This window comes from Rhodococcus sp. MSC1_016 (assembly GCF_023667485.2).
GTDB lineage: Bacteria > Actinomycetota > Actinomycetes > Mycobacteriales > Mycobacteriaceae > Rhodococcus_F > Rhodococcus_F oxybenzonivorans.
Genome location: NZ_JAMOZI020000001.1, coordinates 6,912,142 through 6,937,713 on the forward strand (window position 1 = coordinate 6,912,142; position 25,572 = coordinate 6,937,713).

The following is a 25,572-nucleotide window of genomic DNA, read 5'->3' on the forward strand; positions in this document are numbered from 1 at the left end:
CTCCCAGTGAGATGGTGCGGTCTATCAGTAAGTACCGCCCAAGTTATTACTCGTCGGTAACATCGCCGATATTACGCCCCAATATCCCGACTGCCAAGACTCGGGCGGTGTGCCACGACGAGCGCGTCGATCGCGGTTCCTGCATCCGTCTCGCGGAAGCGTCGTTCTGCAAGATCGATGGCGACGCGCCCATTCAGCTCGGTCGTCAAATCCTCTGGGGTGAACAGTATTTCGGGATCCTGCGGCCCCCCGACTCCTTGCGACAAGTTAACGGCGTCATGCCCCAGAATCATGAGGATTCCGTCAGGTTTCAGCGCGGATATGGCGCGGTTCACAACCTTGCGACGCTCCGCAGGCGGCAGATGGAGGTAGATGACGAGGACGAGGTCGTACTCGGTGCCGAAGTCGGATTCGGTGACATCGGCAACGCGGTAGTCGAGCCGTTCGCGCACCGAGCGAGGGGCTTCGGCCGCCACTCGCCGGGCCTTGTCGATCGCGACAGCGGAGTAGTCGAGTCCCGTCACTTTCCATCCGCGGGTGGCGAGCCACAGCGCGTTGCGGCCCTCCCCGCAGGCCAGGTCGAGCGCCCGACCCCGGTTGAGCGCGGTGACCTGCTCGACCACCACGGCGTTGGGTGGCGCACCCCACACCAGTTCGCTGTGTGAATACCGCTCGTCCCAGTCAGATGCGTCCATGGCCCCGACGCTAGTGCGCGCCGGGGCCATGGAGGAAAACGTGGAGCGACTCGGAACTCAGGGATTCAAGGTGGTGCGCATCAACAGCACGTTGTAGTTGCTGTGCACCGTCGTGAGGAAGTAGAGGTCGGGACCGGACGACCACGGGTGGATGTACGCGCCGTACGCGCTGGGGAGTTCACGGGCGTCGACGAGGGTCTCGGGTCCACTCCATGGTCCGGTGATCGAGGGGGAGCGGCGCATCACGACGGAGTTGTTGTGGTCGGTGGTCAGCATGAGGAACTGTCCGAGGTATTCGTTGTAGGCAACGGACAACTCACCGACGCCTCCGGCGACGATCGGCTTGGCGACGTCCGGGTTGCCCTTGATCCACTTGCCGCCGTCGAAGTACTCGTAGGCGCCGAGGTCCATGATCTGGGCCTCGGGGACGCGAGCGACGTGGACGAGTCCGCCGCGGCCGGCCGGCGTTCCGTACTGGTAGACGAAGCCACCACCCTTGACGAACGAGCTCATCTGGAAGTTGGCGTTGCCGCCGACGTTCGGGCGCTGGGTTTCGGGTGCGACCGTCCAGTTCTCCCCGTTGTCGTGCGAGTAGACGAGACCGGAATAGTTGGTTTCCCACGTTCCCGCGGGACCCCAGTTCTTCACCGACATCATGCTCATCACCTGGGTGTTGCCCACGGCGACACCGGCGGTGGGGATGCGGCTGATCTCGACGAACGGGATCTTGGGACTGGGAACAAGTTCCTTGGACTGCCCGAAGATGTCGCGCGGGGAACTGTCGAAATTCATGCCGTCGGACAGGATGCCGTCGGAACTGCGGAACAGGGTGCTGCTACGCCACGCCCAGATGCTGCCCGACAGCAGGTTGGGCAGTCCGAGCCCGGCGGAGTCACCGAACGCGGTGAGGACCTGCCCTTGGCCGTTGTCCCACATGATGCCGAGGTCGGTGCCGAGGACGTTGGCGTCCTGGGTGCGGTTCGGGCTGAGCAGGCCGGTCTGCTGGGCGACGGCTTGGGTCCGGCCGGTGAGATGCGGGATACCGTTGGTGCCGTTGAGCCCTGGAATGGGGTTGACGACGTTCGGGTTTGCCGCGGCCGGTACGGCGAAGGCGATCAACGAGGCGGCGACGCTGGCGATGGACGCTGTGGCAAGGGCTGTGGTGCGCTTCACGAAGTGGTACTCCATCTCTAGCAGCAGGCGGCTTCCCCGGGTCCGTAAGACCCTTCCCCCTACCGGTGATCAACTGCTGGAAATCGAGGGAAGTCTAGCAAGTCGGGTCCCGCCGAAGTGTCGCTTCGAGTAGCGCGTTCGTTTCTGTCCGGACACGACGGACCGATGTTACCGACGAGTAACAGTAACCGGTGCTACCCGCTGGGGCGGTGCCGACGTAACGTGTGGAACGAGCAAGTCCACACCGCGCGGAGACGACGCGGGACCTGATGAGGAGATCGATCGATGGGAAAGCAGATTGCCACCCTGACCGGAGGTCGGCAGTCCGCCCTTCTCGGGCTCGGCGTGTACCGGCCGGAACGGGTCGTCACCAATGACGAGATCTGTGAGCTGATCGACTCGAATGACGAGTGGATCCAGTCCCGCTCCGGCATCCGCAATCGCCGCTTCGCCGCGGAGGACGAGAACGTGGTCACGATGTCGATCGCCGCGGGCCGCGAGGCGATCGCGGCGAGCGGTATCGCTCCCGAGCAGATCGGGTGTGTCATCGTCGCCACGTCGACGTACCTCCTGCTGACACCGCCCGCCGCCGCGGTGGTCGCCGACGCGCTGGGGACCAACGGCCCGGGCGCTTTCGACCTCGGGGGCGGTTGCGCGGGATTCTGTACCGCCCTGGCCGTGGCGTCGGACATGGTCCGCGGCGGTTCCATCGACTACGCCCTCGTGGTGGGCGTCGAGAAGATGAGCATCACCACCGACCCCACCGACCGCTCGACCCGATTCATCTTCGGCGACGGTGCGGGCGCCGTCGTGGTCGGCAAGAGTGACGTCGCCGGTATCGGACCGGTGGAGTGGGGGTCGGACGGCTCGCAGGCCGACGCCATCGTGCAGGACCTGGATTGGTACGAATACATCACGACGCCGGGCGCCACCCGCCCGTACATCAAGATGGCCGGAACCGCGGTATTCCGCTGGGCCGCCTTCGAGATGGGCAAGGTGGCATTGCGTGCGGTCGAGAAGGCCGGCATGACCGTGGACGACCTCGATGCATTCGTCCCGCACCAGGCCAATTCGCGGATCACCGAGGTCATCGCTCGGAGCATGAAGCTGCCGGAGAGTGTTCCCGTCTCCGACGACATCGCCGAGAGCGGCAACACGTCGGCTGCGTCGGTGCCCCTGGCCATGGAGGCCATGCTGAAGTCCGGCGACACGAAGCCGGGCGACACTGCCCTGCTTCTCGCGTTCGGGGCCGGGCTGTCGTATGCCGCCCAGGTCGTGACGATGCCGGCCCTCCCGAAGAGCTGATCCCGTACCCGACCTCGGGGCCGCGGCGGACTCGTGGCTCCGAGGTTTTGGGCGTGGTCACTGCCGGCTTGTTCTGCGGGCGTGACACCCTCTGTCGCGAAGAGAAGGCAGGGGTCCGGGACGAGGAGGCATGATCGATGAACGTGACACGGCAGGGCGGCGGCATCCGCGTGCCGGTTCTGATCGCTTCCGTCTTCCTGACGGTCGGCGCCGCGTGCCTCACCGGTTGCGGAAACGTGGCGTCGGACGACCGCGCCGCGTCGTCGTCCGGAGATTCGGCTGTCGAGCTGAACGCCGGTGGTGACTGTGCCGGCCGGGATGTCGTCGTGAACCGGGATGGGGCGAGCATCGTGCTCGACGGGGAATGCGGCACGGTCACGATCGAGGCCAACGGCGTGTCGGCCGACATCGGCAGCTCGGACGCCGTGCTGATCCGTGGCCAGGACACCAACGTGATCGGTGGCCGCACCGGCACTCTCACCGTCGCCGGGCGCACCAACAGTGCGAACATCGAGACGGTGGAGGCCATCGAGGTGCAAGGCAACGGTGTGACAGTGGTGGGTAAGCAGGCGGGGCGGATCTCGGTCGCCGGCAGTGGTAACTCGATCACCGTGGACGACTCGGGTGTGACAACGGTGAGTGGCAACGACAACTTCGTGCGCGCACAGGAGATGGACAGTCTGGAGCTGACCGGGTCGAACAACTCGGTGGACTGGGAGACCGGTGCCGCCGCTCCGGTGTCCGACTCGGGCTCGGAGAACCGGCTCACCGCACCGGGGCAGTAGTCACCGCGCGCCGCACTCTGTGAGCACACCGGCCATGGCGTCGCGCTCGGCGAGGGTGACCCAGAGTCGGTATGCCGCTTTCACTTCCACCTGCCGGGCCACATAGGTGCATCGGTAGTTCTTCAATGGCGGCAGCCAGGTGGAGGCGTCCGCATCGCTCTTGCGTTGGTTCGTGGGACCGTCCACCGCCTGGAGGTTGCGCGGATCGTTCGCGAGGTCGGCCCGTGTCTGGGCGTCGAGGAGCTGGGCGCCCTTCTGCCACGCGTCGGACAGCGCGACCACGTGGTCGATCTGTACTGCGTCCGACGTCTTCGGGCCACGGGTGAAGGCAATGACACTGCCGGTGTACAGGTCTCGCAGCGTCCCGGACTGCACCACGCAGTTTCGGGTGCGATCCCGGGAGGTGATGTCGACGAGGTCGCGTCGCAGGATGTCGTTGCGGGTGTCGCAGCCGTTGCGGCCGAGTTCGACGGAGACGTTGTCGGTCCAGCTGCTGCCGAAGAGTTCCCGGTCGTATCCGGTCTTGGGGGCGCGGCCCTTGACTTCGAGGGTTGCCAACTGTGCGAACGCCGCTTGTATCTGCTGCGCGTCAGTGGCTTCGGGCAGGATGGGCGGGCCGGTGCCTGCGGCGAGGGTGTCGTCGGACTGCGGGGCCAGCATCGCTGCAAGCACGATGACGGCGATGGCGGCGAGGATCCAGGGCCACCTGCTTCTGACGGTCGAGATGATGGTGCGATGATTCGGTACCGCAGTGCGGGGCATGAATGTCTCCTGGATTCAACAGCGTTCGCTATTTCTATCAGGAGTGGCCCGCAGTGCCGGTGGCCGACCCGGGACTAATTAGCGGTGTGCAGCAGGGGAATCAGCAACTCGTCGTCCGTGAGAGCGCCGTGTTGACCGGGAAGGGCGGACAACCGCGACTCCTTCTTCCGCCGCACCACCGCGACACCGTCCAGTGCGATCGCCACGACGTCACCGATACGCCCGGCGATGTCGGATCGAACGGCGGGGCCGAACAGCCCGGCAGTGATCGCCTCGTCTCTCGTGCCGATCCACATACGGGGGCCGAGTGCTTGCCGCCACCGGGCGGCCACGTCGCCGGCGGCGCCGGTCCGGGTGTGCACGTGCCGGCACCGGGGCTCGCCGGCGAGTGCGATGACGTCGTCCGACAACCTCGAATCCGCATCGAAGTCCAGCTTGTCGACGTCGTCCACGGTGACCATGCCGTGATCGGCGGTGATGTACAGAGTGGGATTTCCGGGTACGGTCGCGAGGGCGCGGGCGAGATTTTCGACGAGTGCGTCGACGATGGCCACTTGCTGTGTCCACGACTCCGATCCCGGACCGTACACGTGTCCGAGGGTGTCGATTTCGCTGAGATAGCAGTAGGTGAGGGTGCGGTCGCCGGTACGGGAGGCGGTGATCACCTGCGCGATCAGATCACCGTACGCATGTATGCCGGTGAAGGTCCCACCGCGCAGCACCGCACGGGTGAGACCGGACCCGTCGAATTTTGCCGGTAGCACGTTGGCGCACCGAATTCCGTCTGCCGCAGCGCGTTCGAACACAGTGGGTGTCGGCAGGGCGACCTCGGGGACGAGGCGTGCGAGTTCGTCGCCTCGGCGTCCCGCCCGCCACGACAACCAATTCAGAGTGCCGGAAACCTCACGGACGTATGACTGGTACCCGGTGATGCCGTGACTGCCCGACGGTAATCCGGTGCCGAGGGAAGCGATGCTGGTTGCCGTCGTGGTGGGAAACCCGGCTCGAATCGGCCGGCCCGCGAGGCTGCACAGAAACGGCGCGTGGTCTCGATGCTGATTCAGTGCGTTCCAGCCCAACCCGTCGAGAAGCAGCACGACGGTGTGCCGGCTGTCCGGCAGCTCGAGGGGGTTTGCTTCACCCGCCACCCCGAGCGAGGCCAGAACGGACGGCATCAGGGTGGACAGGGTGGGCTGCGAGTACACGTCGAGCGCAGGCGCCGTAGTGGTCATGGGTCCACTATGCGGGAAGGACGGTGCCCGTCGTGATCACAACCGGTGACGAAGGTCGACCGGTTGCCCGTCGGAGGGGTACGGCAGGGAGGTGTAGTTGAGGGGCGCGCAATATCCGGGATCGACGTGCCAGTCGAAGCGCCGGAGCAGGTGATGCATGACCGTCTTGATCTCGGCGCCGGCGAAATGCATGCCGAGGCATTTGTGTACACCCCCGCCGAACGGCTCCCAGGCGTATCGGTGAATCTTGTCTTCCCGTCGCTCGGGTGCGAAACGTTCGGGATCGAACTTTTCCGGATCGGGCCAGTATTCGGCCATGTGGTGGGTGAAGTGCACGACCACCGACACGTACGAGCCACGCGGAATGTAGCAACCCAGCACCTCGGTGTCCTTGACCGCCCGCCGGGACACCACCGGGACCGGCGGCACCAGCCGCATGCACTCCTTCATGACGAGGTCGAGGTCGGTGAGCTCGTCGAGCTGGTCGTAACTCGGTGTCGAGGTTCCGAGCGCGGCCGACTGCCGACGGCATCGCTCCCGCCATTCGGGATGCTGACCCAGGTACTGCATCATCGTCGACAGCGTGATGGTGGACGTGTCGTGCGCAGCCATCAGTAGGAAGATCATGTGGTTGATGACGTCGTCGTCGCTGAACCGTTCTCCGTCTTCGGATTCGATGTGGCACAGCGTGGTGAACAGGTCGTCGCCCGTGCCGGCCCGGCGGGCGGGCAGATATCGGCGGAAGAACTTCTCGAGGCGGGCTCGCCCGTCGATTCCACGCTTCCAGCGAGTGCCCGGCAACGGGAAGCGAACCACGGAGGTGGCAGCCTGGACGCAATCGATGAAGGCCTTGTTGACCTCGACCATCTCCTGGTGCGACGACCCCTCGGCGCCGCCCATGAAGATGCTCGTGGCCAGATCCAGCGTCAGTTCCTTCAACGCCGGGTACGCGGCGAAGCCTGCACGCGGGTGCCAACCGTCCAGCGCACCCTCGACGGCGGGGTGCAGTGCCTCGGTGTAGCGGGACAGCCGTTCGCGAGTGAACGCCTGCTGCAGTATTCGACGATGAGCGAGGTGTTCGTCGCCGTCGAGAAGCATGAGGCCGCGGTGGAAGAACGGGCCGATGAGCACGCTCCAGCCGTCACCGTTGGCGAACGCGCGGTCCTTGTTCTGCAACACCGTCTGGCAGCCGTCCGGTCCCATGACGGTGACCCACCGCTTGCCTGCCATGCTCAGCCACGACACGGGCCCGTACCGCTCCCAGCGGCTTTCGAGCAGTCCCATGGGGTCGCGGATGTAGTCGAGTCCCAGTCCGATGATGGGAAGTCCGGCGTTACCGGCGATGGGACTCAGGGTGCTGTCGGGAGGTGGGGGAGCAAGAAGCTTGGGCATCGGCTCTCCTCGTCGAGGATGTGACAGGACGCTCTGTCAGTTGTCTGTAGTGTGCGTCACACCGGACGGTCTGTCAACATCGAGGAATGACTCAGCCGGCGCGGCAGTACCGCGGCAGAAGTTCGCAGGAGCGGGCCTTAGATCGCCGGGCACGACTGCTGGAAGCGGGGTTGCAGGTCTTCGGGACGGTCGGTGACAAGGCGACCATGACCGCGATCTGTGCAGAGGCAAAACTGACCGAACGATATTTCTACGAGAGCTTCCGCAGTCGCGACGACCTGCTGGTACAGGTCATTGAAGGGATTGCCGAGGAGGTGCGGGAGGCGGCGCACGCCACCCTGCAGACCGTCACCGGAGATCCCGAAGTGCGCGCGCGAGCGGCGATCGCGACGTTCGTGGAGATTCTCACGGAGGATCCGCGGAAGGGGAGGGTGTCGATCATCGAATCGGCGGGTGCCGAACCGCTGCGCACACGACGCCGTCAATTGCTGCGCGCGTTCGCGTCGATGGTTGCAGAAGAGTCCAAGGCGCTCTACGGGGACCGCGCGTGGTCGTCGCCGCAGGACGAGATCACCGCCCTCCTGTTCGTCGGTGGGCTGTCGGAGTTGATCACCGCGTGGTTGAACGGCGAGATCGAGGTGTCGCCGGAACAGATCGTCGACGCGGCGACCTACCAGTTCACGTCCACCGCCCACCGCTGACCGGGACCTGGTCGAAATCGTGACCGGGGTCACGTGCGAAGCTGTGCGCATGGTCGATATCGCACGCCCGCAGTTGGAGGGCACCGTAGCCGTACGCGAGGGACGACGGATCGGTTTCGCCGAGTTCGGAGCCGCCCAGGGTCGTGCGGTCATCTGGCTGCACGGCACCCCGGGCGCGCGCCGTCAGGTCCCGACCGAGGCTCGGGCATTCGCCGAGAAGCACCATCTGCGGCTGATCGGCATCGACCGGCCGGGTGTCGGTTCGTCGACGTCCTTCCGGTACGAATCGGTGCTCGACTTCTCCGAGGACCTGGGTATCGTCGCCGACACCCTGGGGATCGACCAGATGGCCATCGTGGGGCTGTCGGGCGGTGGCCCTTACACGCTGGGCGCGGCATACGCGATGCCCGACCGCGTGGTCGCTGTCGGCATTCTCGGTGGAGTCGCGCCCACGCAGGGGCCCGACGCCATCCGCAGCGGGCTCATGGACCTCGCGGTGCTGGCAGCGCCGGCATTGGCGGCCGGCGGCATCCCCATCGGGCTGGTGGCCAGTTCCGTCATTCGCTTGGCCAGGCCGTTCGCCTCCCCGATCATCGACCTGTACGGGCGGCTGTCGCCCGAGGGGGACCGGCGCCTCCTGGCCCGCCCGGAGTTCAAGGCGATGTTCCTCGACGACCTGCTCAACGGTGGCCGCAAGCAGCTCAGCGCACCCTTCGCCGACCTGGTGCTGTTCGCGCGGGACTGGGGGTTCCGGGTGAACGAGGTGAAGACTCCGGTCCGCTGGTGGCACGGCGACTGCGACCACATCATCCCGCACCGGCACGGGGAGCACATGGTGTCGATGTTGCCGGATGCCGAGTTTCACACGATGCGCGGCGAGAGTCACCTCGGTGGGCTGGGCATGGCCGAGGAGATCCTCACGTCGCTGCTCGACATCTGGGACGCGCGCGACGCGAACTCGTCCGCGCCGTAGCGGTTACGACGGCATTCCCATGATCTGGAAGGAAGCGCCCAGCGGATCGGCCACCGACGCCAGCCTGCCGAACGGGCTGTCCTCCGGTTCGCGCTGAACGCTTCCGCCCAGCTCGGTCACCCGGGCCACCGCGGCGTCCGCGTCGTCGACACCGAGGTAGAACTGCCAGAACGACGGCACGCCCTCGGGAAGGAATGCGTCGGCATCCATGATGCCCGCCACCATCCGGTCGCCGATCTTCGCCTGGGAATAGCGGAATTCGGCTGAGTCGCCCATGGATTCGTAGGACCAGCCGAACACGTCCGCATAGAACGGAAGCACGGCCGCATAGTTGCGGGAGAGCGTTTCGTGCCAGACGGGGGCTCCCGGTTCGTCGACGAGTCCGAAGCCGCTGTGCTGATCTGCCTGCCAGACCCCGATGACCGCGCCGGCGGGATCGGCGAGGATGGCCATGGAGCCCTGGTCGCCGACGACCATGGGCGGCATCATCACCCGGCCGCCCGCGTCTGCCGCTTTCGCGGCCGTGGCCTGGGCGTCCTCGGACGCGATGTAGTTGGTCCAGATGTTGCCGTAGGGATTGCCGGGCTGCTGCGGACCCAGGCCGGCTATCGGTGAGCCGTTCTTACCGAAGATCGTGTAACCACCATATTCGGGATCTTCATCGGTGTCGGCGGCCCACCCGAACAGGTCGGTGTAGAACGGAATGACCTGTGCGGGGTCGGAACTGGTGAGGTCGATCCAACAGGGTGCGCCGGTGAGGGACTGGCGATCGGGCATCTCGGACTCCTGGAACGTCGGTGGTGGTGGACGCGGCAGTGCTGTGGTGAGACAGGTCTGCAGGAAGTGGTGCCGGTACTGAACATACGCGTCCGATCGACTCTGCGCCTTTGTGCTCTGTGCAAGACTCGGCGCATGGCTGTGAGCGAGAACCAGGACAACCCGGGCCGGGCCCGCCAGAACGTGATCTACCGTGACGGTGTTCTGGGACGCACACCCACTGTCCCGACGGACTTCGCGACGCTCGAACGCCGTGCCCGCAGGAAGATGAGTCCCAAGGCATGGGCGTACGTTCACGGCGGCGCCGGGCTGGGCCGGACCATGCAGGCCAACCGTGAGGCGTTCGACTCATGGCAGATCGTTCCGCGCGTGCTGCGTGACGTCTCCCGCCGCGACATCGGCGTCGAACTGTTCGGACGACGGCTACCCGCACCGGTCCTGCTGGCACCGGTGGGCGCCGCGGAACTGGCGCACCCCGAGGGTGACGTCGCGATCGCGGCGGCGGCCGCCGAACTGGGTGTCCCGTACATCTTCTCGAATCAGGGCTGCGCGCCCATGGAAGACAGCGCCGCGGTGATGGGTGACGCGCCCCGCTGGTTCCAGTTGTACTGGAGCACCGACGACGAGCTGGTCGACAGTCTTCTGCGCCGTGCCGAGAAGATCGGGGCGGATGCTGTGGTGGTCACCCTGGACACGACGATGCTCGGCTGGCGGCCGGAGGACCTCAATCTCGGTTCGCTTCCCTTCGCGCAGGGGCAGGGCATCGCGCAGTACACCTCGGACCCCGTATTCCGCCGCATCGTGCGCGATCGAATCGCGGCGGCAGTGGCCAAGCCCGACGTCGAGGTGACACTCGGCGCGATCCGATCCCTCGTGTCGATGACACGGCGATTCCCTGGCCGGTTCCTCGACAATCTCCGGTCACCGGAGCCCCGCGCGGCTGTCGAGACCTTCCTCGACATCTACTCTCGGCCGTCGTTGAGCTGGAGCGACATCGAGACGCTGCGCGAGCGGACCAGTCTTCCCGTCCTCCTCAAGGGTGTGCTTCATCCGGACGACGCCCGGCGCGCTCTCGACACGGGTGTCGACGGCATCGTGGTGTCCAATCACGGTGGGCGGCAGGTGGACGGCAGCGTCTCGGCACTCGACGCTCTCGCAGACATCGCGCCTGTCGTGGACGGCAGGATGACGGTGCTCCTCGACAGCGGTATCCGTACGGGGGCCGACGTCTTCAAGTCGTTGGCGCTGGGGGCGGACGCGGTCACTCTGGGCCGGCCACACCTCTACGGTCTGGCCCTCGCAGGCCGGGAAGGCGTCCGCGACGCCACCGCGAACGTGATCGCCGAATTCGACCTCACGATGGGGCTGAGCGGGCTGACCTCGATCGGTGAGATCAATCGGGACGCCCTACGGAGGGCGTAGGCCTCAGAGTTCGGCGATGGTGATGATGTCGTCCTGAAGCGCCCGGACCAGCAACGCCGTCTTGGTGGTCGCGTCACGCCCCACCAGTGCGTACTTCTCGCGGATGCGGCTCAGGTGGGTGTTGACGGTGCCGAGAGCGATGTGCAGGTCACCGGCTACGGCGAGCTTGGAATCGCTGCGCAGCCAGTGGCGCAGGACTTCCACCTCACGTGCTGACAGAGCAGGCCTGGTGAGCGCGGCGGAGGCCGTCGGGGGAGAGGGGGTGCCGACTTCGTCGGGGGCAGCGGTCATGCCGATCTCATCTTTCTGACATGTACAACAGATCTACAGGTACCCGACGTCCCTGCAGGCCACTTCACGATAACGGGTGCCGTGGACGCGTGCCTCGTCAGGCTCGGCTCGCAGGCGTATTTCGGGTCAGTTCTCGCAACCGACGCCGTCCCCGTCACGATCGAGGTGTGACGCATAGCCGGGGTCACCCGCGCGCACCGGCGCAGCACCCGCGGCCCGGGCCGCCGAGCAGTTCTTGTAATACACCGCGCTGGGCGGTGCGGGTTCGGCGAAGGGGACAGGCGCTGGAGCCGGCACAGGGGCAGGGGCGGGTGCGGGGGCTGGCACAGGCGCTGGAGTCGGCGCAACCACGGGTGAGGTGCCGCCGCAATCCTGGAGGACCCGCGCTATCGCGTCGCGCTCCGCCTGGGTGACCCACAGCCCGTAGGCCGCTTTGACTTCCACCTGGTCGGCCACGTACGTGCAGCGGAAACCTCGGTTCGGCGGCAGCCACGTCGCGGCGTCACCATCGGACTTCTGCTGGTTGGTGGGGCCGTCGACCGCCCTGAGGTTCCGGGGGTCGTTCGCGAAGTTGCGACGCGTGGCGGTGTCGAGCTGCTGGGCGCCCTTCTGCCACGCGTCGGACAGCGCGACGACGTGGTCGATCTGCACGGCGCTCGAGGTGGTCTCGCCGCGCACGAAGAAGAGGGTGTTCCCGGTGTACGGGTCGTGCAAGGTCCCGCTCTGCACCGCACAGTCACGGGATCCGGGCTTGAACACGATGTTCCGAAGGTCGCGCCGGAGGATGTCGTTGCGTGTGTCGCAACCGTTGTGGCCGCCCTCCACCGTCACGTCGTCCGTCCACGACTGGCCGAAGAGTTCACGGTCGTAACCCGTTTTCGGGGCGCGGCCCTTGATCGCCAGGGTGTCGAGCAGGCGAAGTGCATCGCTCGCTCGTGTCCCGTCGACCATTCGGGGTTCGACGGCGGACAGACCAGGATCCGATGGCAGCGCCGCCTGCGGGGAGGCCGGTGCCGGTGCAGTCGTGGTCGGCGACGCTACCGAAGTTTCGGAGGCGGATACCGCCGCGGCGCCGGCCGAGTGGTCGTCCTCGGTGGGGCTGAGGAACGTGATTGCGGCGATCACCGCGACGATCGCGCCGGTGATCCAAGGCCACTTCCGCCGGGTGGCGGATAAGGGTGGCGGAACGTGAGTCATGCGGTCCTTCGGAAATATTGGAAGTCCGGGGGATATCGTGGCTCGGGGCTTCTCTGTTACGTCGGCGTGCCGCTTCCGGCACTCGTGCGCGGGTTCTGGGATGTGTGCGTTGTCGTCCCCTCGGGCACACTGTGATCATGAGCGACGGGCCCCGGGCACTTCCAGGGAGTGACGTCACCGACGACCTCGAGATCACTCGATCGCTGATCGTTCCTGCCGCAGAGTTGCAGTGGCGGTTCTCTCGCTCGGGCGGTCCCGGTGGGCAGGGCGTCAATACGACGGATTCGCGGGTGGAGCTGTCGATCGACGTGCGCGCGTTGTCGATTCTCACGGCGGGACAGTACGAGCGGTTGCAGGTCGGTCTGGGGCACCGACTCGTCGACGGGGTGGTGACGGTGACTGCCTCCGACACCCGGTCTCAGTTGCGGAACCGCCGAGCGGCACGGGCTCGGATGTCGGCCCTGTTGCGGGCGGCACTCTTGGCCGAACCCCGTCGGCGGCGTCCGACAACCGCGACCAAGGGCTCCCATCGGCGCAGGCTCGAGGCGAAGAAGCAACGCGGACACGTGAAGAACCTGCGACGCAAGCCCGAATTATAGGGACTTCTACGCATCTCGAGATGGGGATAATCCCTGATGTGTCCTCGTCGGAGGTGTCGGAGGATGGACGTATGTTCGGTGACGACGTGCGTTCCGCGGCAACTGCCGCTACATCAGGGGATCGTGCCGGCGTCGAACGGTTGACCACGTTGCTGTGGCCGTACGTGGTGCGGTATTGCCGTGCCAGGTTGGGGAACGGTCGTGAGGCATCGCGTCGGGTCGGTGAGGTGGCACAGGAGGCGTTGCTCGTCGTCGCCCGCGACGTATCTTCGCTTGCTTCTCACGAGTTTCCGGTGCGCGAGGTGTATCGACGGCTGGCCCGGACGGTGAACCGTGCCCGCGCCGACGCCGAATTCGGCATTGTCGACGCACCTCGGGAGGTATCGCAGCTCCTGCAGCGCCTACACCCCGTTGCTCGGGAGATCATGCTGCTGAGAGTGATCGACGGACTTTCCGTTCACGACACGGCGGGGGTCGTCGGCGTCCCGGTGGGCCGGGTACTCGTCGTTCAACACGAGGCTCTCCGGGATCTGCGCGGGGCGACTGTGTGAGTGAGCGTTACCGACTTCGGAGAACACAGAATTCGTTGCCCTCCGGATCGGCGAGCACGACCCAACTCTCCTGTCCCTGACCGACGTCGGCGTGTCTGGCGCCCAGGGCGAGGAGTCGCTCGACCTCGGCCTGTTGATCGTCGGGGCGAAAGTCGAGATGCAGCCTGTTCTGTATCTGCTTGGGTTCCGGAACGGCGACGAACAGGATTTCCGGATGGCTCTCCGGGGTCGGCCGGATGTGCACATCCCCTTCGATGTCGGTGACCAACCCCCAGCCCAGGGCGGCCGCCCACCACTGTCCGAGAGCGGCCGGATTCACCGCGTTGACGACAACAGATTCCCATTGCAGTCTCATGGTTTCGACCGTACTGGCGCAGTCGGACACTGTCAGCGGTTCACTCGAGTGTCGGGTCGATCGGCTCGACTCCGAGCAGTGCGGAGTACTGCTCGTTGAGTTCGCGCCAGCCGTAGTTCATTGCGTCACCGCCGACAATGGGCCCGATCGGGCTGCCGCCCAAGAGTGCTTCGGCCACGTCGAAGCACATGTGCCAGCCGGCTGCCGTCATCGCAGTGGTGCGTTTGTCGTCGAGCGTGTGGCGCAGTGTCAGTCGCGTTCCGGACTCGGTTTCGTCGATCTGCCAATGCAGGACGTCGTCGCCCCATGCGTGTTCGAGGACGTGCGGGGCGTCCGCGCGTGTGACGTTGCCGTCGAGTTCGGTTCGCTCTTCCCCGTCGACCATGACGAGCGTGGCGGGGCCAAGTGTTCCGAGGTTGCGGCTCGCCGTGTACGGCGCCCATTGTGGCAGTTCCGCCGGATCGGTCAGTGCTGTCCACAGCGCTGACGGGGAGTGCGGGAACTCGCGAACGAACGTCAGTGTCCACCGGTCGCCCTCCGATGTGGCCTCGACTCGACCGAGTGGCCCGGGGCGGTACGCGCTGCGGCGATTGGACTCTGTCATGTCCTGTTCTCCTTCGAATCGAGGTGATGTCCGAGTGCATCGAGGTGGCGATCCCAGAGTTGGCGGTACGGCCGGAGCCACGCCTCGAGTTCGTCGAACGGGTCACGGTGCAAGCTGTAGATACGGTGCTGCGCCGCCGTGCGGCACGCGACGAACCCCGCCTGGCGCAGTACCCGTAGATGCTTCGACACCGTGGGCTGCGAGAGGTCGAGGACGTCGACCAGCTCTCCGACGCTCGCCTGGCCGCGGCGCAACTGTTCCAGAATCCGACGGCGCTGCGGCTCGGCTACCACGGTAAACACATCGAGCACCATGGTCCGAGTATGCGCCTTCGGGTATATACGCGTCAAGGCATATGAGCGCGGCTCGCGACCATCGCGCCGGATGGGTGGTGGCGTCGGTGATCAGTCCTCGGCGCCACCGGGATCGGGTTGGCCGGCGGCTTCGTCCCGCTCCGCCCATTCCAGCAGGGGCGCCAGGGAAAACACCGCATCGTCGATTCCGGCGTGCAGGTCACCGAGTTTCTCGAAGCGGGCGGGAACCGTGGCGATGGTGAATTCGCGCGGGTCGACGTCGTCGATCTCGTCCCAGGACACCGGCGTCGAAACCGTTGCCTCGGCCACACCCCGCACCGAATACGCACTGGCGATGGTGTGGTCGCGGGCGTTCTGGTTGTAGTCCACGAAGACCTTCTCGGGGTCGCGGTCCTTACGCCACCACGTCGTGGTCACATCTTTCGGCGCCCTCCGCTCGACTTCACGGGCGAAGGCCAGCGCCGCCCGGCGCACGTCGTCGAATCCGTAGTCGGGCTGAATGCGCACGTAGACATGCACGCCGGATCCGCCGGAGGTTTTCGGCCAGCCCGTCGCCCCCAGTTCGTCGAGCACCTCGTGCACGACACCGGCGACGCGCTGCACCTTGTCGAAACCGCAGTCGGGCATGGGATCGAGATCGATCCGCCACTCGTCGGGTTTCTCCACGTCCGCTCGGCGGGAGTTCCACGGGTGGAACTCCACTGCGGACATCTGCACCGACCAGATCACGTCGGCCAGATGCGTCACGCACAACTCGTCGGCGTGACGCCCATAGCGGGGGAACGTCACCCGCACCGTCTGGACCCAATCCGGTGCGCCGCGCGGCAACCGTTTCTGATGAACTTTCTCCCCACTCAGTCCGTCCGGAAAGCGATGGGTCATACAGGGCCGCTCCCGGAGCGCACGCACGATGCCGTCGCCGACGCTCAGGTAATAGTTCGCGAGATCGAGTTTCGTCGCCCCCGTGGCCGGAAAATACACGCGTTCCGGATGAGAAATCCGCACGGTGCGATCACCGACCGCCAGCTCGACAGCGGGAGACTTGCTCTTGCCGGTCGCCATGCAGCCAACCTAACCCGCAGAAGGCACCACTCGCGCACTTTCCGAGCTACATCTCCCGCTTCAACTTCCGCCACCCGCCCGCACGGTTATTGGCGATGATCTGCTGAAACATCGCCAGCAGCGGCGGTGCATCGATCTTCTCGCCTTCCCGGAAGGCCACCGTGCGCGCGGTCTTGTTGTCGTGGCCGGCGGTGATGATTCCGTCCGGATCGGCGACGATACCGCCGTCGTACAGGAACACGTTGACATGATCTTTCGCCGCCAGAAGTGCGCACACGTTGCCCTGCAGCACGAAGTACGGCTGGACGGTGCGCTTGATGGTTTCGGTGACCTCCGGATCCGCCTCGTGTACGAGCTCCCGGACTTCCCTGCAGATCGCCTGCTGCCACTCCGGCAAGGCATCGATGTAGGCGTCGACACGCGGATCGGGTGTGTACGTCATCGAAAACACGATAGCGCCGAAATGCTCGATCGGCGGCGAATCCGGATCGACTCCTGGGCTCAGTCGGAATTGTCCACGGACGCAGCACAAGTGACGATTCCGTCCAGCACGGTGCTCCGAACGACCTCAGAGCTGAGTACCCGCAACGCCTCGTCGAGCGGAACGTGCAACAGCACCACGTCGGCGGGTTCTCCCACGGTGATTCCGCGGGGCCGGCCACCCGGGTCCCCGGCGGGTGCGAGGTAGCGGTCCAGGGCTTCGGCAGCGGTGATGCGCTCGTCGAGACCCACGATGTCGCCGGTGGGTGCGCGGCGGTCGACGGCTGCTGCGATCACCTGCCATGGGTCGAGGGGACCGTAGGGGGCGTCACTCGACAGCGCGAGGGGGACGCCGGCGTCGATCAGCGAGCGACAGCGGTAGAGATCCGGGAGGTCCCGCGGGTCGACGTCGCGCAGGTAGTCGTCGCCGCGGTGGGCGAGGAAGCCCGGCTGGGTCACCACCCGCAATCCCCGTCGGCGAACGTCGTCGAGGCTCTCGCGGGGGATGAGTGCGCCGTGTTCGATACGGTCACCCGGAACGCTGCCGACCTCGTCGAACACGCTGAGAAGAATGAGCAGCGCTTCCCGGCTCACGCAGTGGACGGCGACGGCGCGGCCGAGCGCGTGAACGTCGCGGATGAGGTGGGCCAACTCCGTGAGGTCCGGAAAACCCGAATCGGCCAGCACGATCTTGTACGGGCCCACGCTGACGCGTCCCGCCACGGTGTCCGGGTCGCCTCGAAGCGGCGCGCCGAGCAGATGCACCCGCTGGGGAAGTTCGCGAGAGCGGACGGCCGATCCGATGGCCTGCTGCGACTCGGCGGAAAGGTCGGGGGTGGCGTCGGTGACGGTCGTGATCCCGAAACGGGCCAGCGCCGCACCGATGTTTGCCAACCGGGGTGGTTGTGAGCGTGGCAGGCGTTCGCGCAGCCAGGTGTCGGCGCGCCAGACCCGCCCGGTCGGGGTCCCGGTGTGGTCGCGCTCGACTCCTGGGTGGTCGGCCTGTGCGAGGCGCGCGGCCGCCGTAGCGGCGCCGTTGAGCACCCACATCGCCCCGCTCCGATGTTGAATCCGCACCGGCCGTTGCCCGTGCAGGGTGTCGAGCGCAGATGAATCCAGTTCGCCCGCAACGGTTTCAATGTATCCGACGCCGCGCACCCACCCGTTGTCGTCGGCCTGGGCACGTTCGAGTGCGCGAGTGAGATCCCCGCGATCGCGAACGTGGGGAGGCCCGCACCGAACCGAGACGGCGTCGGCGGCCATGGCGTGCAGGTGCAGGTGATGGTCGGTGAGTCCGGGCAGCACAGCCCCGCCGTCGGCGTCGATCACCTCGGCTCCTGCCGGGGTGATCCCGTGGCCGATCTCGGTGACCGTTCCCCCCGACATGCGCACGTCGACACCGGGCACGCCGCCCAGTTCCGCGTTGCGGATGACGAGGTCGCTCATGGCACCGGAATTCCGAGGCTGCGGAGAGTGTCGACCGTGTTCTCTCCGACATCCGCGACTCGCCCTCGCGGTATCCGGCGGTGCGGATGCGCGACCTCGGCCACGCCCGACTCCGTCACGAGGACCCAATGACCGCTTCGCTGTTCGGACTGCACCTCGGGCTCGCCGGTCAAGGTGGCCGCCACGACCGCGGACATCGAGATGTCCCACAGGTACCCCGATCCGTCGGCGGGAGCCGACATCGCCAGTGCGGCGGCGGTGAGGCCGGTGAGGGGGTCGGCGATCGCGTCACCGACGAACAACGGAGAACCGTCCGTATCGTGCGCGACCAGGCCGGCGGACGCGGCGAGGTCGTCACCGAAGCCGATCCGATCCGACCCGCGCCCGGCGGCGGTGATCGACACCCACGTGGTTCCCCGCGCCACCGCTTCGTCGGCGTCGAGGCCGAAGCGCCGGAGCGCGCGCGGCCGGGATGCCTCGATGACGATGTCGGCCGCCTCGACCAACAGGGCCAACGACCGCCTGCCCTCGGCGGTATCCGGGTCGAGAACCACCGCCTCGTGGCCGCCATGCAGGAGGGCGTAGAAGTCGGCGTTGCCACGGCGGGCGCCGTCCGCGCGGGTCGGTGTCTCGACCTTGACGACGCGGGCGCCGGCCAACCCGAGGAGATGAGCACACAGCGGTCCCGCCCACAGGGCGCTGAAATCCACGACCAGCAACCCCTGCACCGGGCGCGGTGCCAGAGGCATGAGGGGAACAGGGATCGTGTCCGTGGACCGGAGCGATCCCGCCGCGATGCCCAGCAGTTCCGCCCGCTCGTCCAACTCCGCTCCGGTGTGCGTCTTCAGCCACTCGGCGACAGCGGGCCACGGATTGGACTCGTCGACGGCGCTGCTGATCAGCGCCCCCAGCAGGCTGGGATCATCGGGTCGCGCACAGGACACCGCCGCCCACCCGTCGGACGTGGGCAGGAGGCGACAACTGCCGCCGACCGAGATGTCCCCACGCCGGCTGTGCCCGGTGAAGGCGGCCCGTTCGGACAGGAGTCGCGGACCGTCGACAAGCACGGGATGCGAGCTGAGTTCCGTGACCTCGGCGATCCACGAGGCCCTTTCCTGCGCCACAGTCGCGGCTCGCCCCGGCGGCACGATCGGGGGACCGCCGTGGCGGCCGGTGAGTGCGACGACGCCACTGTCGGCCCAGTCTCGCACCGGGTCCGAGGGATCCGTCGTCGAGGGGGAAGGCACGGCGTCGATGCTACGCGGTGAACGAAACCCGGCTGCACGCAACCGATATGGAGCTGGCAGGGTGTGTTCATGGGTAACGACGTCCGAACGATCACGCTCGAGCAGTTGGCCGACGGTGCTGCGGACCGCCCGCTGCTGTCCGAGGGCGCCGAAATCGACAGCCCGATGCTCACGGTGAACCTCGACGGCGCCGCCGAGTCGGTCACCTGCGTGCGCGCCGCGGACAGGGCACGCGTCAGTGACCGGATACTTGTGGGACTGCACCACGGCGGCCATGAGTTGTCACCGGATGTGCAGAAGGTGGCGTCCGCCCTCGATACGACGATCGTCGCGGAGTCGGCGCCGGGCAACCGCCTCGCGGTGTCCGTGCCGGATCCGGATGTGGCAGTCGGAGAATTGCACCGCAAGGTCGCCGAAAACCCGCACTCGACGTTGGTACTGGCCCAGGTGCTGAAGCTCTCCGAGCACCTGACGGTGCCTGCCGCGATCGATGTCGAATCGCTCGCCTATTCCACCTTGCTCGGGGGCCCGGAGTTTCGTCGATGGCTCGAGCAGCGCGGGCCGCGCCCGTTGCCGCCGCCCTCGCCGCAGGAACCGGTGCTGGTCCGGCGGGAGGACGACGAACTTCTGGTCACGTTGAATCGGCCCGAACGCCGCAACGCCTACGGCGCCGAGGTCCGTGACGGTCTGGTCGAGGCGCTGCGGCTCGCACTCGTGGACACCACCATCACGAAAATCGTGCTCGACGGCTCCGGACCCTCCTTCTCCGCGGGGGGTGACCTCGACGAATTCGGCACGACACCCGACCTGGCCACCGCCCATCTGATCCGCACCCGGGCGGGCGCCGGCCGGCTTGTCGCGCAGCTCGCCGACCGGATCGAGGTCCGCGTGCACGGTAGCTGCGTGGGGGCAGGAATCGAGGTTCCCGCGTTCGCAGACCGAATCGTCGCCCGCCCGGACTCCCTTTTCCGGCTTCCCGAGGTGGCGATGGGGCTGATCCCCGGTGCCGGCGGCACCGTCAGCGTGCCGCGGCGGATCGGACGCTGGCGTGCCTTCTGGCTGTGCGTGACCGGCGTTGCCCTCGACGCGCAGACTGCGAGGGTGTGGGGGCTGGTGGACGAGGTGTCCAGCTAGCTGCCGTCCGTATCGGTCAGTCGCGGGTCCGGTTCAGGAAGGCTCGCACCGCGAGGGGCGCGAAGATCGCGATCAGCAGCAGTGACCAGCCGATCGTGACGGGAACCGCGTGATGCAGCGGCCACGCCGCGCCGGCGGGTGCTGCGGGAGCGTTGCCCCACAGCTGGCGCATGGCCTGCACGAGCGCGGAGATCGGATTCCATTCCGCGATGGTCCGCAGCCAGGTCGGCATCTGTTCGGTGGGTGCGAAGGTGTTGGCCAGGAACGTGATGGGGAACATCGAGGTGAACATGAACCCCTGGACCGCCTCGACCGAGCGCATCAACGATCCGACGAGGATGCCGAACCAAATCATCGCGAAGCCGAACAGCAACAGCAGCGCGAACGCGAGTACTGCCTCACCGAAGCCGTTGTGGATGCGCCAGCCGATGAGGAGGCCGGTCAGCGACATGACGACGACGCCGATGCTGGAGTGGATGATGCTGGACACGCTCCGGCCGATGAGGATCGACGACCGCGAGATCGGTAGTGACCGGAAGCGATCGACGATGCCCTTGTCGAGGTCCGAGTTCAACCCCACGGCGACCACGAAGCAGGAGAACACCATGGTCTGAGCCATGATGCCGGGGAGCAACCATTCGCGGTAGTTCGCGCCCGACGTCATGATCGACCCACCGAAGACGTAGGCGAACAGCAGAACGAACATCACGGGCTGGATGGTGACATCCAGCAGCATCTCCGGCATCCGCTTGATGTGGGTGAGATTCCGCCGCACCACGATCCACGATTGACGTGCCAGTCCCGCAGGCTTGATGTCGGGACGAGTCAGCCGGGTACCGATCGCGGTGGGGTTCAGTGTGGATGTGGTGGTCATCTGGCTGTCTCCAGGTCATCTGAGGTACGTGCAGTTTCGGCCGTCTCGGCGCGGTGACCGGTCAGGCTCAGGAAGACATCGTCGAGGCTCGGACGTTTGAGACCGATGTCATCGAGAAGGATGGTGCTGTCGTCGAAAAGATTCGCGATACGCGTCATGTCGCGTAGGCCGTCGGTCGGCGCCGACAGTTGCCGGGCCGACCTGTCGACCCGCACGTCCGAGACGTGCTGGCGGAGCATGCGCTCGGCCTCGTCGAGATCGGCCACGTGCGACACCGTCAGAACGAGACTGGCCTTGCCGGACTGGTCCTTCAGTTGCACCGGGGTGCCCGAGGCGATGACCTTGCCCTTGTCGATGACGACGATCTTGTCGGCAAGTTGGTCGGCTTCCTCGAGGTACTGCGTCGTCAGCAGTAGTGTCGTGCCGTCCTCGACCAGTTCCCGGAGTACATCCCACAATTCGATCCGACTGGCCGGATCGAGTCCGGTGGTGGGTTCGTCGAGGAACAGCACCGGTGGTGTGGCAACAAGACTCACGGCGAGGTCGAGACGCCTGCGCATTCCACCCGAATAGGTTCGAGCGATCCGGTCACCGGCGGCGGTGAGGGAGAACCGTTCGAGGAGTTCGTCGCTGGCACGGCGTGCTGCCTTGCCCGACAGCCCGTAGAGCTCGCCGATCATCCGGATGTTCTCACGTCCGGTCAGCAGTTCGTCGATGGTCGCGGCCTGGCCGGTCAGTCCCATGCTGAGCCGCACCGCCCCGGGGTCGGTGACGACGTCGTGACCGGCCACCCGTGCAGTTCCGCTGGTGGGGATACTCAGGGTGGTCATCATCCTCACTGTCGTGGTCTTGCCTGCGCCGTTGGGGCCGAGCAATCCGAGAACGGATCCCTGCGGAACCGTGAAGCTCACCCCATCGACGGCCACGTTGTCGCCGAATCGTTTGACCAGCTCTATTGCCTCGATCGCCGCTTCGGATGTCATGAAAATCTCCCTGCCTGAAGTGACGGCGAACCGTCACAGTGTTGTGCGCCTGAATGTGTGTGCCGCAGCGCAGCGGCGCACGGTGAAGCCCGCACGCTTCGATGCTTGTCACGAATCACGTCGTCCCCCGTCGATCGCAGACCAACTTACAGGTTGCCCGGACGATGTCGCTTGTATATTTCGGACGGCTGAACACCTGATGATCATGAGCGGACGCTATTACCTCGAGTTCACTCGAGGTCAAGCGAACGGCGGCCTTCCTGTACCGGTGACGGACAGGTCGGCTGCGTAAAAGCCTTGACCGCGTGATGCCCGCTGGGTCTAATGCCTTGAAGAAGGCTGCACGGTAATCCAGCTGATCGCGAAGGGTCGTTCGATGTCGAATCCGAGGGTCGGCCTCGATGTCGCGATGGCCCGAATCCCCGCCGGCGAAGTTGCGTTGAGAGACGACCGAAGGAAGACGGCGTGGACGGTGGAACTCGAGAGCTTCCTCCTCGCGCGTAGTCCAGTCACCGCTTCGCTGTATTCCCGCATCATGAACGACTCCACGAAGTTTTCCTCCAATGGCGCCGCGCCGGTGGTCGACGTCTCCTGGCACGACGCCGTCGATTTCTGCAATGTGCTGTCGCGGGAATCGGGGCTGACGGAGTACTACTCGGTGACCGACGGCGGCCGGCAGGTTTCGTGCACTCGCGAGTCCGACGGATACCGCCTGCCCACCGAAGCGGAGTGGCAGTACGCCTGCAAAGCAGGAACATCCGGATACCGATACGGCGAACTCGACGACATCGCTTGGTACAGTGCCAATTCGGGCGGACACGTCCATGGGGTGGGCGGAAAAGCGCCCAACGCGTGGGGCCTTTATGACATGTTGGGGAACGTGTGGGAGTGGTGCTGGGATGTGTACGACGCCGAGGTGTACGGCTCGTACCGAACCTTCCGCGGCGGGAGCTGGGCCGAGGAAGCCCGAGGATGTGGGGCGACGTGCCGTCGTCGCAGTCACCCGTCGTTCTCCATCGACGATCTCGGATTTCGAGTGGCACGGTCGCTCTGACCTGCGCGGAGCGAGCGTCATCGGATCTCCTTTCATTCGGTTGGCATCAGGCTAAGAGCCATTCAGGACAGCTACTGTCCTCGATGCCTCGATGCCTCGATGCCTCGATGCCTCGATGCCTCGTCCGGCCGGATGAAATCTGGTTCCTCTGCCCCTGCGAAGGGCCCGATAGTGACCTAGGCTCCGTCGCATGCTTCGTCGTCAGCCCACGGTCGTCATCGCGCCCGACTCCTTCAAAGGAAGTCTGACGGCTGCCGAGGTCGCCGCAGCGATGACCGAAGGTGTGCGAAGTGCGCTCGGTCCGGACGCGGTCATCATCGAGTGCCCCCTCGCCGACGGCGGCGAGGGCACCCTGGATGCACTACTCGCCAACTGGCACGCCGTTCCTAGATTTCTCGGTACGACCGACGCGGTGGGGCGGGCACGGACGGCTCGATACGGAATTTCGAATGACGGAGTGGTCGGCATCATCGAAGCCGCCGAAGCGAACGGTCTTCCGCAGGTGTCCGATATTCCCCTGCAACCCATGCGCGCAGACAGCTACGGCGTCGGTGTCATCGCGCATACTCTGCTGGACCAGGGCGTCGGCGAAATCGTGCTGTGCATAGGCGGATCGGCGAGCACGGACGGCGGGACGGGATTTCTCCGCGCACTCGGGATGCGGTTCCTCGATTCCGACGGTCGTGAGGTGGAACCCGGTGGAGCGGGCCTTGCGGGTATCGCGTCTGTCGATGATTCCCAGCTTCATCCGCGCGCCCGTCACGTCCGGTGGCGCGTCGCCACAGACGTCGACAACCCCTTGTGCGGATCATCCGGCGCGGCAGCGGTGTTCGGTCCGCAGAAGGGGGCGACACCACAGAACGTGATCGACCTCGACGCCGGGTTGGAGCACCTTGCGCGGATCATCCGAGCCGAGACCGGTATCGACATCGCCCAGCATCCAGGAGCGGGCGCTGCTGGTGGAATGCCGGCCTGCCTGGTGCCACTCGTGGGAGCCGAACTCACACCCGGAGCCCGGTTGGTCACCGACGTCGTCGGCCTGCGCGACATCTGCGCTCATGCAGACGTGGTTCTGACGGGCGAGGGTTCGTTCGACTCTCAGTCGCTGCGAGGGAAGGTCGTCCGCGGCGTCCTCGACGTCACCCCACCGAGTTGCCCGGTCGTCGTGATCGCGGGAACGGTTCAGCTGTCTGCTGCCGAAATCGCCTCGGCCGGAGTCGTTTCGGCGTTCTCCATCGCCAAGGGTCCTTCGAGCCTCACGGACATGGTCGCGAACAGCGCCCACCTCGTTCGCGAAGTTTCGGCGCAGATCGGTGGTCTTCTCGGTGCCGCTCTGGGCGCTCGTGAGTGACTGCCGATGCGTTCGGTGACTTCTGTTACTCGCCGACGAAGGCGGGTGCCCGCTTCTCACGGAAGGCCGCGACGGCCTCTGCGGAGTCCTGGGTCGACTGCACGACGGCTTGCTCGGCGGCCACCATCGACAGCGAGGTTCTGAAGTCGACGTTCTCCCCGTTCCGCACGAGACGCTTGATGGCGCGGATCGCGACCGGGGGACCGTCGGCGAGGCGTCGGCACAGATCGTGCGCGGCTTCGGGCAGTTCCTCCGGGGAGTGTACTGACAGGACGATGCCCAAATCGAGGGCTTCTTGGGCTTCGACGAAGCGTCCGGTCCACAGCAGTTCGAGGGCGCGTGCCTGACCGACGATGCGGGGCAGCAGGTGGGCGCCGCCGTCACCGGGGATCAGCCCGACCCGCACATACGCCTCGGAGAAGCGCGCCCGAGTCGAGGCGAGACGGATGTCGCAGGCCAGGGCCATGTCCATGCCTGCGCCGACCGCGACACCGTCGACGGCAGCGATCAGTGGTTTGTCGAGGTCGAGGGCAGCCGCGGCTACGCGGTGAACGCGGTCCTGCAGTACTTGCTGACGGCCGAGTGTGGAGGTGATTTCCGAGAAGTCGTCGAGATCGACTCCGGCGCAGAACGATCCTCCGGCACCCGTGACGAGCACGACGCGCACGTCCGGGTCGGTGCGTGCCGACCGCAGCGCCTCGGCCCAGGCGTCCAACATGTCGAAGGTGAAGGCGTTCTTACGGTGTGGGCGATTGAGCAGGATGGTGCCGACGCCGTCGGTGACGGTGTATTCCAGGTCAGCCATGTTGTATT

General features: G+C 66.3%; 28 protein-coding genes. 10 read left to right on the forward strand and 18 right to left on the reverse strand.

From position 1 onward, the window contains the following. Positions 1-71 precede the first annotated feature (71 nt). Together L1080_RS32100 and L1080_RS32105 are read right to left on the reverse strand one after the other, a co-directional pair. On the reverse strand, positions 72-695 hold the full coding sequence (locus L1080_RS32100) for a class I SAM-dependent methyltransferase (RefSeq protein WP_250776577.1): 624 nt from the start codon (positions 693-695) through the stop codon (positions 72-74). 57 nt (positions 696-752) lie between these two features. Beyond that, a complete protein-coding gene (locus tag L1080_RS32105) occupies positions 753-1,868 on the reverse strand; it encodes a DUF4185 domain-containing protein (protein WP_250776578.1) in 1,116 nt (371 codons plus the stop codon). Positions 1,869-2,153: 285 nt separating this feature from the next. Here L1080_RS32105 and L1080_RS32110 point away from each other — a divergent pair, with 285 nt between their 5' ends. After that, positions 2,154-3,173 (forward strand): beta-ketoacyl-ACP synthase III, encoded by a 1,020-nt coding sequence (locus L1080_RS32110; RefSeq protein ID WP_109333248.1) that lies wholly within the window; start codon positions 2,154-2,156, stop codon positions 3,171-3,173. Between the two features lie 137 nt (positions 3,174-3,310). Further along, the gene (locus L1080_RS32115) at positions 3,311-3,958 is read left to right on the forward strand and encodes a DUF3060 domain-containing protein (protein ID WP_250776579.1); all 648 of its coding nucleotides are present in this window, start codon (positions 3,311-3,313) and stop codon (positions 3,956-3,958) included. On the opposite strand, the gene L1080_RS32120 is transcribed toward L1080_RS32115, so the two are convergent. From L1080_RS32120 to L1080_RS32130, 3 genes are all read right to left on the reverse strand, one after another. Continuing rightward, positions 3,959-4,720: an HNH endonuclease family protein gene (locus tag L1080_RS32120; RefSeq protein ID WP_250776580.1), complete on the reverse strand. Its 762-nt coding sequence runs from the start codon at positions 4,718-4,720 to the stop codon at positions 3,959-3,961. A gap of 74 nt (positions 4,721-4,794) precedes the next feature. Then, entirely contained in the window at positions 4,795-5,952 is a 1,158-nt protein-coding gene (locus tag L1080_RS32125) for an alkaline phosphatase family protein (RefSeq protein WP_250776581.1), read from the reverse strand. A 36-nt stretch (positions 5,953-5,988) separates the two neighbouring features. Continuing rightward, positions 5,989-7,344: a cytochrome P450 gene (locus tag L1080_RS32130; RefSeq protein ID WP_250776582.1), complete on the reverse strand. Its 1,356-nt coding sequence runs from the start codon at positions 7,342-7,344 to the stop codon at positions 5,989-5,991. Positions 7,345-7,430: 86 nt separating this feature from the next. Here L1080_RS32130 and L1080_RS32135 point away from each other — a divergent pair, with 86 nt between their 5' ends. Both L1080_RS32135 and L1080_RS32140 read left to right on the forward strand, forming a co-directional pair. Next, the gene (locus L1080_RS32135) at positions 7,431-8,045 is read left to right on the forward strand and encodes a TetR/AcrR family transcriptional regulator (protein WP_250776583.1); all 615 of its coding nucleotides are present in this window, start codon (positions 7,431-7,433) and stop codon (positions 8,043-8,045) included. Between the two features lie 49 nt (positions 8,046-8,094). Next, the gene (locus L1080_RS32140; protein WP_159924171.1) at positions 8,095-9,018 is read left to right on the forward strand and encodes an alpha/beta fold hydrolase; all 924 of its coding nucleotides are present in this window, start codon (positions 8,095-8,097) and stop codon (positions 9,016-9,018) included. A gap of 3 nt (positions 9,019-9,021) precedes the next feature. On the opposite strand, the gene L1080_RS32145 is transcribed toward L1080_RS32140, so the two are convergent. Then, a complete protein-coding gene (locus L1080_RS32145; RefSeq protein WP_250776584.1) occupies positions 9,022-9,795 on the reverse strand; it encodes a VOC family protein in 774 nt (257 codons plus the stop codon). Between the two features lie 135 nt (positions 9,796-9,930). On the opposite strand from L1080_RS32145, the gene L1080_RS32150 reads away from it, so the two are divergent. Further along, positions 9,931-11,217, forward strand: a complete 1,287-nt coding sequence (locus L1080_RS32150; protein WP_159924173.1) for a lactate 2-monooxygenase — start codon at positions 9,931-9,933, stop codon at positions 11,215-11,217. 3 nt (positions 11,218-11,220) lie between these two features. Here L1080_RS32150 and L1080_RS32155 read toward each other — a convergent pair whose 3' ends face one another. Both L1080_RS32155 and L1080_RS32160 read right to left on the reverse strand, forming a co-directional pair. After that, positions 11,221-11,508: a LuxR C-terminal-related transcriptional regulator gene (locus L1080_RS32155; RefSeq protein ID WP_250776585.1), complete on the reverse strand. Its 288-nt coding sequence runs from the start codon at positions 11,506-11,508 to the stop codon at positions 11,221-11,223. Between the two features lie 126 nt (positions 11,509-11,634). Beyond that, positions 11,635-12,705 (reverse strand): GmrSD restriction endonuclease domain-containing protein, encoded by a 1,071-nt coding sequence (locus L1080_RS32160; protein ID WP_250776586.1) that lies wholly within the window; start codon positions 12,703-12,705, stop codon positions 11,635-11,637. A gap of 137 nt (positions 12,706-12,842) precedes the next feature. Here L1080_RS32160 and arfB point away from each other — a divergent pair, with 137 nt between their 5' ends. Both arfB and L1080_RS32170 read left to right on the forward strand, forming a co-directional pair. Then, positions 12,843-13,304: an alternative ribosome rescue aminoacyl-tRNA hydrolase ArfB gene (gene arfB / locus L1080_RS32165; RefSeq protein ID WP_159924175.1), complete on the forward strand. Its 462-nt coding sequence runs from the start codon at positions 12,843-12,845 to the stop codon at positions 13,302-13,304. 71 nt (positions 13,305-13,375) lie between these two features. Further along, positions 13,376-13,855 carry a sigma factor-like helix-turn-helix DNA-binding protein gene (locus tag L1080_RS32170; RefSeq protein ID WP_250776587.1) on the forward strand — a complete coding sequence of 160 codons (480 nt, stop codon included), beginning with the start codon at positions 13,376-13,378 and terminating at the stop codon, positions 13,853-13,855. 7 nt (positions 13,856-13,862) lie between these two features. On the opposite strand, the gene L1080_RS32175 is transcribed toward L1080_RS32170, so the two are convergent. The 7 genes from L1080_RS32175 to L1080_RS32205 all read right to left on the reverse strand — a co-directional run bounded on the left by L1080_RS32175 (position 13,863) and on the right by L1080_RS32205 (position 19,363). Further along, positions 13,863-14,210, reverse strand: coding sequence for a VOC family protein (locus L1080_RS32175; RefSeq protein ID WP_109335346.1), 348 nt, complete (start codon positions 14,208-14,210; stop codon positions 13,863-13,865). Positions 14,211-14,250: 40 nt separating this feature from the next. Continuing rightward, a complete protein-coding gene (locus L1080_RS32180) occupies positions 14,251-14,814 on the reverse strand; it encodes an SRPBCC family protein (protein WP_159924177.1) in 564 nt (187 codons plus the stop codon). After that, positions 14,811-15,128: an ArsR/SmtB family transcription factor gene (locus L1080_RS32185; protein WP_250776588.1), complete on the reverse strand. Its 318-nt coding sequence runs from the start codon at positions 15,126-15,128 to the stop codon at positions 14,811-14,813. Before L1080_RS32185 ends, L1080_RS32180 begins: the two co-directional genes overlap by 4 nt. Before the next feature lie 90 nt (positions 15,129-15,218). Next, positions 15,219-16,190 (reverse strand): non-homologous end-joining DNA ligase, encoded by a 972-nt coding sequence (gene ligD, locus L1080_RS32190; protein WP_250776589.1) that lies wholly within the window; start codon positions 16,188-16,190, stop codon positions 15,219-15,221. A 46-nt stretch (positions 16,191-16,236) separates the two neighbouring features. Beyond that, on the reverse strand, positions 16,237-16,632 hold the full coding sequence (locus tag L1080_RS32195) for a DUF1801 domain-containing protein (RefSeq protein ID WP_159924181.1): 396 nt from the start codon (positions 16,630-16,632) through the stop codon (positions 16,237-16,239). A 59-nt stretch (positions 16,633-16,691) separates the two neighbouring features. Beyond that, complete coding sequence (locus L1080_RS32200; protein ID WP_250776590.1) at positions 16,692-18,116, reverse strand: amidohydrolase family protein; 1,425 nt, start codon at positions 18,114-18,116, stop codon at positions 16,692-16,694. Further along, complete coding sequence (locus L1080_RS32205; protein ID WP_250776591.1) at positions 18,113-19,363, reverse strand: CoA transferase; 1,251 nt, start codon at positions 19,361-19,363, stop codon at positions 18,113-18,115. Before L1080_RS32205 ends, L1080_RS32200 begins: the two co-directional genes overlap by 4 nt. A 69-nt stretch (positions 19,364-19,432) precedes the next feature. Between L1080_RS32205 and L1080_RS32210 the strand changes: the two genes are divergently transcribed. Then, positions 19,433-20,497 (forward strand): enoyl-CoA hydratase/isomerase family protein, encoded by a 1,065-nt coding sequence (locus L1080_RS32210; protein ID WP_250776592.1) that lies wholly within the window; start codon positions 19,433-19,435, stop codon positions 20,495-20,497. A gap of 16 nt (positions 20,498-20,513) precedes the next feature. On the opposite strand, the gene L1080_RS32215 is transcribed toward L1080_RS32210, so the two are convergent. Then, a complete protein-coding gene (locus L1080_RS32215; protein WP_109333217.1) occupies positions 20,514-21,371 on the reverse strand; it encodes an ABC transporter permease in 858 nt (285 codons plus the stop codon). Further along, positions 21,368-22,354: an ATP-binding cassette domain-containing protein gene (locus L1080_RS32220; RefSeq protein WP_250776593.1), complete on the reverse strand. Its 987-nt coding sequence runs from the start codon at positions 22,352-22,354 to the stop codon at positions 21,368-21,370. Before L1080_RS32220 ends, L1080_RS32215 begins: the two co-directional genes overlap by 4 nt. Positions 22,355-22,730: 376 nt before the next feature. Between L1080_RS32220 and L1080_RS32225 the strand changes: the two genes are divergently transcribed. Beyond that, complete coding sequence (locus L1080_RS32225) at positions 22,731-23,408, forward strand: formylglycine-generating enzyme family protein (RefSeq protein ID WP_250776594.1); 678 nt, start codon at positions 22,731-22,733, stop codon at positions 23,406-23,408. 190 nt (positions 23,409-23,598) lie between these two features. Then, positions 23,599-24,759 carry a glycerate kinase gene (locus L1080_RS32230; RefSeq protein ID WP_250776595.1) on the forward strand — a complete coding sequence of 387 codons (1,161 nt, stop codon included), beginning with the start codon at positions 23,599-23,601 and terminating at the stop codon, positions 24,757-24,759. A 25-nt stretch (positions 24,760-24,784) separates the two neighbouring features. Here the strand turns inward: L1080_RS32230 and L1080_RS32235 are convergent, their stop codons facing one another. Beyond that, positions 24,785-25,564: an enoyl-CoA hydratase/isomerase family protein gene (locus tag L1080_RS32235; RefSeq protein ID WP_159924193.1), complete on the reverse strand. Its 780-nt coding sequence runs from the start codon at positions 25,562-25,564 to the stop codon at positions 24,785-24,787. Positions 25,565-25,572 lie beyond the last annotated feature (8 nt).